Below are 14530 nucleotides of genomic sequence, written 5' to 3'. Positions count from 1 at the left end.
AATAATTTATTGTTAGAAAATTTGTGCATGTAATTTTTGTAATGAAATTACTTTTTTTATTGGATCTATCTTTAATGCCATAGTAGTAGCAAAACTTCCATTTAAAGTTGTATCATAATGTACTTTATATTTTAGGGCACTACGACGAATTAATTTTGAATCTTCAATTGCTTGACGTCCTGCAGTAGTATTTACAATATAGGTATATTCTCCATTTTTTATACGATCTTGAATATGCGGTCGACCTTCATGTACCTTGTTTACTAAACGAGGATTAATTCCAGCTTCACCTAATACAATAGCAGTTCCATGAGTAGCATCAAGTTCAAAGCCACAATTTAATAATTTTGCTGCTAAAACAACAATGCGTTTCTTATCTTCTTCACGTACTGATAATAATACACGACCATTTTTTTTCATGTTACTTTGAGCCCCTAACATGGCTTTAGCGAATGCTTCTGCAAAAGTAGAACCTATACCCATAGTCTCACCAGTAGAACGCATTTCAGGCCCAAGTATAGGATCTACACTAGAAAATTTATTGAAAGGTAAAACAACTTCTTTTACAGAGTAATAAGGAGGTATTACTTCTTTTGTAATACCTTGTTCTATCAATGTCTTACCAACCATTACACGTGCAGCAATTTTCGCCAATGGTACACCAGTAGCTTTAGATACGAAAGGTACAGTACGCGATGCACGCGGATTAACTTCAATAATATATACTTCATTATCTTTTACAGCAAATTGTACATTCATTAAACCACATACATTTAATTCAAAAGCTAATTTTGATACTTGTTCCCGCATTATATTTTGAATTTCATGATTTAAAGTATAAGCTGGAAGAGAACATGCTGAATCACCTGAATGTATTCCTGCTTGTTCAATATGTTCCATAATACCACCAATTAAAATATTCTGACCATCACAAATAGCATCAATGTCTACTTCTATGGCATCATCAAGAAAATGATCCAATAATACAGGAGCATGATTAGAAACAGAAATTGCATTTTGAAAATAATGTTTTAAATCAATCTCATCATAAATAATCTCCATTGCACGACCTCCTAAAACATAAGATGGACGTACTACTAATGGATAACAAATATCAATGGCTTTTTCTATAGCTTGATCAAGTGTATTAACAGTAGCATTAGCAGGCTGTTTAAGATTTAAGTACTGGACTGTTTGTTGAAACCGCTCACGATCTTCTGCTCGATCAATAGAATCTGGACTAGTACCAATAATAGGTACACCAGCTTTTGCTAATGCAATAGCTAATTTTAGAGGAGTTTGACCTCCATATTGGACGATAACACCTTTTGGTTTTTCAATACGTACAATTTCTAATACATCTTCCAATGTAACTGGTTCAAAATACAGACGATCAGATATATCATAATCAGTAGATACAGTTTCTGGATTACAATTTATCATAATTGTCTGATAACCATCTTCATGCAATGCTAACGATGCATGGACACAACAGTAATCAAATTCTATACCTTGTCCAATTCGATTTGGACCACCTCCTAGTACTATTATTTTATTGATATTATGTTTTGGGTTAGCTTCACATTCATCTTCATAAGTAGAATACATATATGCAGTATCAGTATTAAATTCTGCAGCACAAGTATCAACACATTTGTATACTGGATGTAAATTATATTTTAAACGAAGATTACGAATTTCTTCCTCTACTACACCAACTAAATCTGCTATACGAGCATCAGAAAATCCTTTACGCTTGAGGAGACGTAAGAAATCGATATTTAATAAATTTATACCTTTAAGTATTACTTTTTCTTCTAAACGTACTATTTCTTCAATTTGTACTAAAAACCAACGGTCAATATTAGTTAAGTGAAATACGTCATCTACAGATAGACCAAAACGAAACGCATCAGCTATATACCAAATACGCTCAGGTCCCGGATCCTTTAGTTCATGACGAATTTGAGTTAATGCTTCAGTATCATTTAAATTAATTCTTGGCTCAAAACCATTAGCTCCTATTTCTAAACCACGTATAGCTTTTTGAATCGATTCTTGAAATGTACGACCAATTGCCATTACTTCACCTACAGATTTCATTTGTGTAGTAAGTCGGTCATTAGCACCAGAAAACTTTTCAAAATTGAATCGTGGAAGTTTAGTAACTATATAATCAATTGAAGGTTCAAAAGAGGCTGGTGTATTCTTTCCAGTAATATCATTCATTAATTCATCAAGGGTAAAGCCAACTGCAAGCTTTGCAGCTACTTTTGCAATTGGAAAACCAGTAGCTTTTGATGCTAATGCAGAAGAACGTGATACTCGTGGATTCATTTCAATGACCACTAAGCGACCGTCCTGAGGATTTATTGAAAATTGAACATTAGATCCTCCAGTTTCCACACCAATCTCACGTAATATCGCTAATGAAGCATTACGCATATTTTGATATTCTTTATCAGTTAATGTTTGTGCAGGAGCGATAGTAATTGAATCACCAGTATGAATACCCATAGCATCAAGATTTTCTATACAACATACAATTATAGAATTATTATTCTTATCTCGTACTACTTCCATTTCATATTCTTTCCATCCAATCAATGATTCATCTATTAAAAGTTCATTTATCATAGATAAATCTAAACCACGTTCACAAATATCTTCAAATTCTTCACGATTATAGGCAATACCACCTCCAGTACCACCCATAGTAAACGAAGGACGAATAATACATGGAAAACCTACTTCTTCAGCAATTTGTACAGCTTCATCCATAGTATGTGCGATTCCAGAACGTGCTGTATCAAGACCAATATTTTTTATTAGCATGTCAAAAAGACGACGATCTTCCGCTTTACTAATAGTATCTGCTGTAGCACCAATCATAATTACATTAAATTCTTTTAGTATTCCTTGACGATCTAACTGTAATGCACAATTCAATGCAGTTTGACCTCCCATAGTAGGAAGTATGGCATCTGGACGTTCTTTTTCAATAATTTTACGAACTATTTCCCAGTTAATAGGTTCAATATAAGTAGAATCAGCCATATCTGGATCAGTCATTATTGTTGCCGGATTTGAATTTACTAAAATAACACGGTAATCTTCTTCTCGTAATGCTTTACATGCCTGCACACCAGAATAGTCAAATTCACATGCTTGTCCTATAATAATAGGACCAGCACCAAGGATAAGAATGGATTGTATATCTGTACGTTTTGGCATTATCAATTCCCGATTACTTTTGCTTATTTACACAGTAGGCTTTAATTAATTGAATAAAATAATCAAAGAGAACTACTGCATCATGAGGACCTGGATTAGCTTCTGGATGTCCTTGAAAACTAAAAGCTGGTTTATCAGTACGGTGAAGCCCTTGTATGGTTTGGTCAAAAAGTGATAGGTGCATTATACGGAGATTCGTTGGTAAATTATTTTTATCTACTGTAAAACCATGGTTTTGCGAAGTAATCATAACAGTATTATTATCAAGATTTTTTACTGGATGATTACTACCATGATGACCTAACTTCATTTTTATAGTCTTAGCACCGCTTGCTAATGCTAACAATTGATGACCAAGGCAAATACCAAATATAGGAATATCAGTTTTCAAAAATTCTTGGATAGCAGTAATAGCATATTTACATGCTTCAGGATCACCAGGACCATTAGAAAGAAAAATACCATCGGGATTAAAATTCAGTACATGTTTAGCAGAAGTATATGCTGGTACAATTGTTAATCGACAATTTCGATCTACTAACATACGTAAAATATTTCTTTTAACGCCATAGTCACATACTACTACATTAAACAATAATTTTTTAGAACGATTACATTTTAGCATATCATTTACATTATTTTTTAATGTACAACTACCTTGTTCCCATAAATAAGTTTTTCTAGTAGTTACTTCTTTAACTAAATCCATGCCTTTAAGACCAGGAAATGCTTGTATTCTTTTCAATGCTAACATAGTATTTAATTGATTATTATCACCAGTAATAATACAACCACATTGTACTCCTTTTTCACGTAATAATCGAGTTAATTTACGAGTATCTATATCAGCAATACCGACAATGTGATTACGTTTAAGATAAGATAACAAACTTTCTTCACTACGAAAATTGCTAGTTGTTGATGATAAATCACGAATAATTAATCCTTGAGCATAAATTTTACTAGATTCTTCATCATTAATATTAGTACCAACATTACCAATATGAGGACAAGTAAAAGTGATTATTTGACGATAATAAGAAGGATCTGTAAGAATTTCTTGATAACCAGTCATTGATGTATTAAAAACAACTTCTCCAACTGCCAATCCTATTGCTCCAATAGATCGACCATAAAATTTAGTTCCATCTTTTAATATCAAAAGAGCTGGCTTAGTCAAAATGTTCTCCAAATAATAAAAAATCAATAATTTTATATATTAATTTAAGATAATCATCTAGATCAACATCAAAACCGTTATAGTTAATAAATTATATGTATATATTGAATATATAGATATATATAAAAAATATAAAATATAAAAAAAAAAATAAAAGAATATTTTTAGGTTTTAAATAAAGATTAAATTAATTATTATTTCTAATAGAAAAATTCTGATACTTTTATATTTTTAATTAAAATAATTACATGTATATTGTAATCATAAATTATATAGACGAATATCTATTAATTTTTATTGATTAAATAAATTTAACACTTGATTCATATCGTAAAGACCAGCTTTCTTATTTTGAAGCCAATTTGCTGCTTTAATTGCTCCATTAGCAAAAGCTACACGACTAGAAGCTTTGTGAGTAATTTCTAAACGTTCTCCAATATCAGCAAACATCACTGAATGTTCACCTATAATATCACCTGCACGTACTGTAGAAAAACCAATACTATGTGGCTTACGTTGGCTACCATTATTTCCTTTACGTAAGTAAACTGCATGTTCATCTAATTTCCAATCCATTGTATTTGCAATTGTTTCACCTATTTCTAATGCTGTGCCAGAAGGAGCATCAACTTTATAACGATGATGAGCTTCTAATATTTCAATATCAGCATAATCTCCCATTACTTTACTCATTTGTCTTAATAAATTTAGCATTAAATTAATGCCAATACTAAAATTAGGAGTAAATACTATACCAATATCTTTTGATGCTGCTAAAATCTCTTTTTTACCTATATTATCAAATCCTGTAGTACCAATGATCATAGCTTTTTTATGATAACGGCAAATATTTAAATGTACTAAAGTACTTTTTGGACATGTAAAATCTATTAACATATCAAAATCATTTATATTTTTTAATAAATTATCTGTTATGAGTACTCCAACTTTTCCAATGCCAGCTAATTCACCAGCATCTATACCGAGTAATGATGAATTCTTTCTAGTTAAAGCAACTTTTAGTAACATTGCTTTATTGTGATAAACGACTTTAACCAAATGTCGTCCCATACGACCTGAAGCACCTGCAATAGCAATTTTAATTCTATTCATATTTATGTATATCCTTAAATAGCAAATAAATATATGTAATTAAAATTTAAATAATTATAAAAGTATTTTAAGTACTACTATTCTAGTTATACATCAATATAAAAAATATATGAGAAAATATACAAAAAACTTATAATATGATAAATTCATCAAATAGTTAAGATTCTATTACTGTACGGTAGTTGCTATTATATAACTGTTTTGGAAGCTCAAATATAATTTTTTCTTCAAAACCAAATAATTCAGTCACGTCCTTACAACCTAAACTAAGTAAACGTTGAATAACTTGATAAATTAAAATATCTGGTGAAGATGCTCCTGCGGTAATTCCGATATATTTAATATCTTTAAACCATCCTTCTTTAATATCATCTACCGAATCAATTAATTTAACTATTTTACAAGTTTTTTTAGCTACTTCAATTAAACGGTTAGCATTAGAAGAATTTTTAGATCCAATTACTAGCACTATTTCTGTATTAAGAGCTAATACATTCGCCGCTTTTTGTCTATTCATAGTAGCATAACAAATATCATTTTTTCTAGGACCTATAATTTTAGAAAAGCGTTTCTGTAAAAAATTAATGATAATAGAAGTATCATCTACTGATAAAGTAGTCTGAGTCATAAAATATAATTTTTTTTCGTTTTTAACAGTTAAATTGGAAACATCTTCTATCGATTCTACTAAATAAATTCCACCTTTAGGATTATTGTACTGCCCAATGGTACCTTCAACTTCTGGATGACCGGAATGACCTATTAAAATAGCTTCAATACCTTTACGACTAGCACGTGCAACTTCCATGTGTACCTTAGTTACAAGAGGACAAGTAGCGTCAAAAATTCGTGTAAAATTACGTGCTTTAGCTTCTGCACGTACTGTCTGTGATACACCGTGAGCTGAAAAAATTAAAATAGCTGCATCTGGTACTTCATTGATTTCCTCAATAAAAATTACTCCTCTTTCACGTAAGTTTTTTATAACGTAACTATTATGTACTACTTCGTGACGTACATATATAGGAGCTCCATATATTTTTAAAACTTGTTCTACTATATTAATAGCACGTTTAACACCTGCACAGAAACCACGTGGATTAGCTAATAAAATTTGCATAATTATCTCTGAAATAGGATAATCTTCCATAAGAATGTTGTTCTTATAGAACACATAAATCATCATACAATATGACTAAAGAATTTATTTATTTTTTTCTTTTTTAGTAATAAGAAAATTCTGTAATATAATTAATACTCCGCCAAGACAAATACTAAAGTCTGCAATGTTAAAAGTAGCAAAATGCCAATAAATACTAATATAGAAATCAATAAAATCAATTACATATCCATGATATACTCTATCAAAAAGATTACCTAATGCTCCACCACATAACAGAGCATAGGCAATATTAATCAATGTATTATTAACGGGAGTATAATACATCTTTATAAACAATATAGTTACTATAATAACCGCAATACCTGCAAATAACCAACGTTGCCATCCATTTTGATATGCTAAAAAGCTAAAAGCTGCTCCATAATTTTTTGTATAAAATAAATTTAAAAAAGGAATAAGCGACTGAGACTTATGTAATATTGTATTATTTATAATCCATTGTTTACTAGTAAAATCAATAATAATAACTATTAGCGTTAGCCATAACCAACGTAATCCAGTTGAAAATACATTTTTCATTATCACTGTTAAATAAACTTCCGTGTTTCTCCATTGCCGACGACATTAGTATAACAACGATTACATATAGGTATATGTTTAGAATTGTGGCCAATATCAATTGTGTAGTGCCAGCATCGTGGACATTTTTTACCTTGTGCTTTATTTAATATGATTTTTAGATTTTTTGATTCATCGTTTTGTTGCATTTTTTTATTAAACTTAGTGTAATCGGCAATAATAACTTCTGACGTTAATAAAGCAAAACGTAGCTCGTCTCCTAATAATTTTAATTTATTAATAAATTTTTGATCTATGTATAGTGTAACTGTAGCTTCTAAAGAACTACCTATAAGTTTTTCATTACGTGCTTGCTCAATTACTTTATTAACTTCAAAACGTAATTTTAATAATTCAGCCCAATAATCTTCATTAAGATATTCATATTTAGATAGACCAAATAAATTTTTATACCATTCATCCATGAAAACATATTTTTCACGTTTCCCAGGTAAATAACTCCAAATTTCATCGGCAGTAAAAGACATAATAGGTGAGATCCAGCGTACTAATGCTTCAATTATATGCCATAGAGCAGTTTGACAGCTACGGCGTGCTAAACAATCTCGTTTTGCTGTGTACTGCCGATCTTTAATCACATCAAGATAAAACGAACCCATTTCAATAGAACAAAATTGCATTAAACGATTAATTACTTCATGAAAATCATATTTTTCATACGCTTTTAAAATATATTGCTGTGTAATTAGTCCACGACCTACAGCCCAACGATCAACAATAACCATTTCTTCTGGTTTAATACAATCCGTTGTAGGATTAAAATCTTTGAGATTAGCAAGAAGAAAACGAGCAGTATTACGGATACGGCGATAAGTCTCTATAGCACATTTAAAATTTTTATCAGAAATAACTATTTCACTAGAGTAATCAGTAGAAGCTACCCATAATCGGAGTATATCAGCACCTAGATTTTTCATTATCTCTTGAGGTTTTACGATATTACCCATAGATTTTGACATTTTATAGCCATGAGCATCAACAGTAAAACCATGAGTTAATACTTTGTGATATGGTGCCTTTCCATTCATTGCTATACTAATAAGTAAAGATGACATAAACCAACCACGATATTGATCTGTTCCTTCTAAATACATATCGGATATTTGACCATTAAATTCTTTTTTTGATTTAACTACCGTATAATGAGTTGATCCAGAATCGAACCAGACATCTAACGTATCCATACTTTTAATGTACTGATCTTTATCTTGGCTTATTAAATCTTTGATATTTAGATCCCACCATGCTTCAATACCTTTTTGCTCAACATGATATGCTATCTTTTCCATTAATTTTGGTGTATCAGGATGTAATTCTCCAGTTTCTTTATGTAAAAGTAATGCCATTGGTACGCCCCAATAACGCTGACGAGAAATACACCAATCAGGGCGATCCATGATCATGGATTCAATACGTTTTTGGCCCCATTTAGGCATCCATTTTATATTTCTAATTTCTTTTAATGATTGAATCCGTAACCCTTTATTATCCATACTAATAAACCATTGAGGAGTGGCTCGAAAAATAATTGGTGTTTTATGACGCCAACAGTGAGGATAATTATGTTGTAATTTTTCAACATGTAGTAACGCTTTTTTTGCTTTTAGTAATTCAATTATAACATCATTTGAGTTAAAAATATGCATGCCATCTAATATAGGATAAGTTCCTAATAAATAAGTACCTACTGCACTAATTATATTTGTAGTATCTAGATTATATTTTTGACCTATAACATAATCATCAGGACCATGTACAGGGGCAGTATGTACTGCTCCTGTACCGAATTCTAAAGTAACGTGTTTCCCAATAAGTACTTTAGAATAAATACTATCAATAAAAGGATGCTGAAACAGCTCTAGTTCTAACATAGATCCTTTGCATGTACCTATTATTTCCCAAAACTTTATACCTATACGTTGCATTACACTATCCACTAATTCTTTAGCTAAAATTATACTACGTCCTTCTATTTGTATTAGCTGATATTCATAATCAGGATGCAATGAAATACCACGGTTAGCTGGTATAGTCCATGGTGTAGTTGTCCAGATAACTATCGAAACTGGATCTTTTGATTTTATTACACCAAATTTTGTACGAATGATATTTGCATTAATAGCATTAAACATGACATAAATAGAAGGAGATATTTTATCATAATATTCTACTTCTGCTTCTGCTAATGCAGAACAACAATTAAAGCACCAATATACTGGTTTTATACCTTGATATAAGTGCCCATTAGCAATAATTTTACTAAGAGCACGAATGATGTTTGCCTCAATCTGAAAATTCATAGTTAAATATGAATTTTCCCAATCACCTAATACTCCTAAACGAATAAAATCTTTTTTTTGATTTACTACTTGTTCTTTAGCATAACGACGACAATAAGCACGAAATTGTGTTGGACTAACTGTTTTACCAGGTTTACCAATTATTTTTTCAACTTCATGTTCAATTGGTAAACCATGACAATCCCAACCAGGTATATAAGGAGCATCATAACCAGCCATACCTTTTGATTTTATTATAATATCTTTCAAAATTTTATTAACTGAATGACCAATATGAATATTACCATTTGCATAAGGAGGACCATCATGTAAAATAAATATTTGTTTACCTTTTTTAATTGTTCTAATCATATTATACAATTTATCATTATACCACCGTTGTAATATTTCCGGTTCATGTTTAGATAGATTGCCACGCATTGGAAATTTTGTTTCTGGTAAATTCAAGGTAAATTTATAATCACTCATTAATTTCTATTTCCATTTCCATATCTCTATTTCAACTTATTTTTTTAATTCAAAAAATTTACGAGCCATTATGGCATCTTTTTCGATTTGTTTTCTTAAATCTTTTAGTGAAGGGAAACATTGTTCATTACGAATTTTTTTTTTCAAAACTACTTCAATACGTTTATTATATAAATTTAGACATGTATCTATTAAATGGACTTCAAGCTGTTGAGTTTTTCCTTTTATCGTAGGGCGTGTACCAATATTTGCTATCCCAGGAATAGCATGCGAGCTAATACCTTCTATTTCAACAATGAAAACACCTTTTACCGGCATGACTAGATGATATAATGGTATATTAGCAGTAGGAACGCCTATTGTACTTCCTAATCCATTACCGTGCATTACACGACCTGATATACTGAATGGATAACCTAACAGTTGTTCTGCCATTACAAAATCATTTTTTGTTAGTGCTTGACGCACGGCTGTGCTACTTATTCGTTGGTTATTATAATATAAAGTTTGTGTTTTAAGAATTTTAAATTGATACTTAATACTAGCTCTTTGTAATAATAAAAAATCTCCTTTTCGATCATGACCAAAACGGAAATCATCACCAATAGCTAAAAATTTTATATTTAATGTTTTTACTAGTATTTCAAGTATAAAACGTTGTGCAGAATATGAAGCAAAGCTAATATCAAAACGAATACATAAAACTGTATTAATACCAGCCTGTTTTAAATGTTTTAATTTTTCACGTAAACAAGTCAAACGGGCAGGTGCTTTTTGATTAGCAAATAATTCAAGAGGTTGTGGTTCAAAAAGCATTACTAATACTGGTAAGTTGTGCTTATTTCCCTCTTCAAGTAAATGTGCTATTAATGCCTTATGACCACGATGTATACCGTCAAAATTACCAATAGTTAGAAGGCAGCTACGATGCCGCTCTTTAATATTGTAAAGACCACGTATCAGCTCCATTACTAACTCAAAACTGTTAAAAAAATAAAAAAATATAATCTTGAACTAGGTAGTTTACTTAGTTAAACTTAGATAAGATTGAATCTATAATTTTTATGACGATTATGTAACTTATTTACTGTAATTATCATATATCATAGATCAAATAATCTTTTTTAAGATAAATCCTTAAAACAAGTAAATCCAACTATATTTTACATATTTATAAGTAAATGCTAAATAATATTTTTTTAATAAAACTTGATAAATTAAACAAAGCAGTTATAGTTTTTAAATTTTGATTTGTTTAATAATAGTATATGTAGGAGTTGAGTTTTGGCTAATATCAAATCAGCTAAGAAACGTGCTGTAATATCTGCAAAACGTCTTAAGCAAAATGTTAGTAATCGTTCTATGATGCGTACTTTTATAAAAAAAGTATATATAGCTATCGCAACAGAGAACAAGAACAATATATATAATGCATTTAAAAAAATGCAATCTATCGTAGATCGGTATGCTATTAAAGGATTAATACATAAAAATAAAGCAGCACGTCATAAAGCAAAATTAACAGCTCAAATTAGAAAAAGACTAATTTAGTTTTTTTTGTTTTCTAATGCACGAGCCTAGCCAAATAAATGATTTATTTTTTTTATTTTAAACAAAACAGTGTGCTTAATTTGTTGTAGTGCACTGTTTATAGAAGATATGTATCTTTAGTTCTTTATTGTGTTATGTACTTTTACTGTTTTTAAAATATTAAAAGTAATAATCTATAAATGATTATTTAATTTTAATATTTTAAAATCAAAAAAATAAAATACATAATCTTAATAACAAATAACAGTACAACAGAATCTTCTTCTCATTTTTAAATATTACTGTAACATGCTTGCTTTTAAATCAAAAAAAAATAATTTCATATTACATATGACTTAATACGTAATATTGTATATCCAATGAAAGCTGAAAATAAAGATCCGGTAAAAATAGCTAACTTTGATAAGGTAACAAGTCGCTGATGTTCTGAGTCAAAAGCAAGAGAAGCAATAAATATTGACATAGTAAATCCAATTCCACATAATATTCCAATTGCTATAATATCACTTATTGAAGTACCTGAAGGCATAATTGCTAACCGTACTTTCACTGCTAACCAACAAAATAAGCTAATTCCTAAAGGCTTACCTATCAATAGACCTAAAATAATTCCTAATGACTCAGGTAGTATCATATCTCTTAAAGATATGCCATGAAATGAAACTCCAGCATTAGCAAAAGCGAATAACGGTAGGATAAACCAGTTAACCAACCCGGTTAAATTGCACACTAAATTTTTAGCTGGAGAATATCCATTTTTTTCTTTTATTGGTATAAATAATCCAATAATTACCCCAGCTAATGTAGCATGTACACCAGACTTTAGGATAGCTATCCAAAGAATTAGCCCTACTAACATGTAAACAGAGGTATTATACACTCCTCTTTTATTAAGAATAAGTAAAAGTATTATTACACTAATTGCTATAATTAATGGTAAAAACTTAATATGACTATGATAAACGAATAAAATAATAGCAATAGCAACTAAGTCATCAATTATTGCTAATGTCATTAAAAATATTTTTAATGATTTAGATACATGACTACCTAATATTGATACTACACCTAAAGTAAAAGCAATATCTGTTGCAGTTGGAATAGCCCATCCATTTAATTCAATTTCTTTACTATGATTAAATACAAAAAAAATTAATCCTGGTACAATTATACCACCTAATGCACCAATTAATGGAAAAATAGCTTGTTCGTAATGAGATAATCTACCAATTATTAGTTCTCTTTTTACTTCAAGTGAAATCAATAAGAAAAATAATACCATTAAGGCATCATTAATCCAAAATAATAACGGTTTATTAATTTTCACACTACTAAAGTTGATATACACAGATTTATATAAAAAAGATTTATAAATTTCTGAAGTAAATTCGTTATTAGCCAAAATGATAGCTGCTAAAGCCGCTATCATCATCATCATGCCATTATTTGCATTAATTTTTATAAAATTCTGAATTAATTTAATAATATTAGACACTTTTTTTACAACTCCTCCATAAAAGAGAATATTGTTAAGCAGTGCAATTATTGAATAAAAATTAAATGAATATATATTTTTTAAAATATTACAACATAGTTATATAATTATTACTATTTCGTTAAAAATTATTTAAATTTTATAAATTAAAATTAACTTTATCGCACCGTTATGTTTAAAAAATATTTTTAACATTTAATATATAAGAGAGAAATATTCCTTTTTATTAAATTATTCTTAATAATTTAACGTGTTAAATCATCAAAAAATTTTTTTACACTATCAAAAAAATTTTTTGAACGTGGACTATTTTTTCCTCCAGTAAGACTACCAAAACTTTCTCCTAATTCATATAACAGAGATTTTTGTTTATCATTAAGATTAACTGGAGTTTCTACTACAACACGGCATAACAAATCACCTACAGAACCACTACGGACAGATTTAACTCCTCTTCCACGCATACGAAAAAGTCTACCAGTTTGTGTTTCATAAGGAATTTTTAGCTTTACGCGTCCATCTAAAGTTGGTACTTCAATTTCTCCACCAAGTGCTGCCATTATAAAATTAATAGGAACTTCGCAATATAGATTATTATCTTCTCTACTAAATATAGGATGTTTTTTTACTGAAACTTGTACATATAAGTCACCAGCTTGTGCATTCCGTTCTCCAGATTCACCTTCACCGCTAAGACGAATACGATCTCCAGTATCTACACCTGCTGGGATTTTTACTGATAAATTCTTATTACGTTCAATACGACCATGACCATGGCAAGTATTACATGGTTCTTTAATTATGGAACCACGACCATAACAGTTTGGGCATGTTTGTTGTACTGTAAAAAATCCTTGGCGCATCTGTACTTGACCAGCTCCATGACAAGTAGGACAATTCTGCAATTGATTTCTAGTTTTTGCACCGCTACCATGGCAAGTATTACATTCTTTTAACGTTGGAATACTGATCTCTTTTGTTACTCCACGCACTGCTTCTTCTAATGATAATTCCATATTATAACGCAAATCAGCACCACGTGCAGCTCTTTGACGACGTCCTCCACCAAAAATATCACCGAATACATCACCAAAAATATCACTAAAATCAGTAGATCCACTAAAACTATTACTACCCATATTTCCTTGTTCAAAGGCCGCATGACCATATTGATCATAAGCAGCTCTCTTTTGTGCATCAGTCAAGATTTCGTAAGCTGCTTTAATTTCTTTGAATTTAGCTTCAGCTTTTCTATCACCTAGATTACGATCTGGATGATATTTCATAGCTAAACGCTTATAAGCTTTTTTAATTTCCCGTTCATCTGCAGATTTTGATACGCCTAAAATATCGTATAAATCATTTTTTGCCATTTTATCCTGCTCTTAACATGATTTCACGGGCGTAAAAAAAAAATAATTTACGCC

10 protein-coding genes are annotated in these 14530 nt (G+C 30.1%); 1 reads left to right on the top strand and 9 read right to left on the bottom strand.

Translation table 11 applies throughout. From position 1 onward, the window contains the following. Positions 1-12 precede the first annotated feature (12 nt). From carB to ribF, 7 genes are all read right to left on the bottom strand, one after another. Positions 13-3234 carry a carbamoyl-phosphate synthase large subunit gene (carB, locus tag FD728_RS00140; protein ID WP_159933593.1) on the bottom strand — a complete coding sequence of 1074 codons (3222 nt, stop codon included), beginning with the start codon at positions 3232-3234 and terminating at the stop codon, positions 13-15. A gap of 13 nt (positions 3235-3247) precedes the next feature. Then, positions 3248-4414: a glutamine-hydrolyzing carbamoyl-phosphate synthase small subunit gene (gene carA / locus FD728_RS00135; protein WP_159933591.1), complete on the bottom strand. Its 1167-nt coding sequence runs from the start codon at positions 4412-4414 to the stop codon at positions 3248-3250. Between the two features lie 294 nt (positions 4415-4708). After that, a complete protein-coding gene (gene dapB, locus FD728_RS00130) occupies positions 4709-5527 on the bottom strand; it encodes a 4-hydroxy-tetrahydrodipicolinate reductase (protein WP_159933589.1) in 819 nt (272 codons plus the stop codon). 157 nt (positions 5528-5684) lie between these two features. After that, a complete protein-coding gene (ispH, locus tag FD728_RS00125; RefSeq protein WP_159934440.1) occupies positions 5685-6647 on the bottom strand; it encodes a 4-hydroxy-3-methylbut-2-enyl diphosphate reductase in 963 nt (320 codons plus the stop codon). 84 nt (positions 6648-6731) lie between these two features. Further along, positions 6732-7235, bottom strand: coding sequence for a signal peptidase II (lspA, locus tag FD728_RS00120; protein WP_159933587.1), 504 nt, complete (start codon positions 7233-7235; stop codon positions 6732-6734). A 2-nt stretch (positions 7236-7237) separates the two neighbouring features. Further along, positions 7238-10057 carry an isoleucine--tRNA ligase gene (gene ileS / locus FD728_RS00115; RefSeq protein WP_159933585.1) on the bottom strand — a complete coding sequence of 940 codons (2820 nt, stop codon included), beginning with the start codon at positions 10055-10057 and terminating at the stop codon, positions 7238-7240. A 36-nt stretch (positions 10058-10093) separates the two neighbouring features. After that, entirely contained in the window at positions 10094-11026 is a 933-nt protein-coding gene (gene ribF / locus FD728_RS00110; protein WP_159933583.1) for a bifunctional riboflavin kinase/FAD synthetase, read from the bottom strand. 315 nt (positions 11027-11341) lie between these two features. Between ribF and rpsT the strand changes: the two genes are divergently transcribed. Next, complete coding sequence (rpsT, locus tag FD728_RS00105) at positions 11342-11608, top strand: 30S ribosomal protein S20 (protein WP_159933581.1); 267 nt, start codon at positions 11342-11344, stop codon at positions 11606-11608. 319 nt (positions 11609-11927) lie between these two features. Here the strand turns inward: rpsT and nhaA are convergent, their stop codons facing one another. Next, a complete protein-coding gene (gene nhaA / locus FD728_RS00100; protein WP_370516235.1) occupies positions 11928-13103 on the bottom strand; it encodes a Na+/H+ antiporter NhaA in 1176 nt (391 codons plus the stop codon). Positions 13104-13348: 245 nt separating this feature from the next. Beyond that, a complete protein-coding gene (gene dnaJ / locus FD728_RS00095; protein WP_159933579.1) occupies positions 13349-14476 on the bottom strand; it encodes a molecular chaperone DnaJ in 1128 nt (375 codons plus the stop codon). Positions 14477-14530 lie beyond the last annotated feature (54 nt).

This window comes from Pantoea sp. Aalb, from assembly GCF_009829985.1.
GTDB lineage: Bacteria > Pseudomonadota > Gammaproteobacteria > Enterobacterales > Enterobacteriaceae > SZZU01.
This window is presented reverse-complemented; position numbering and strand designations above follow the sequence as displayed.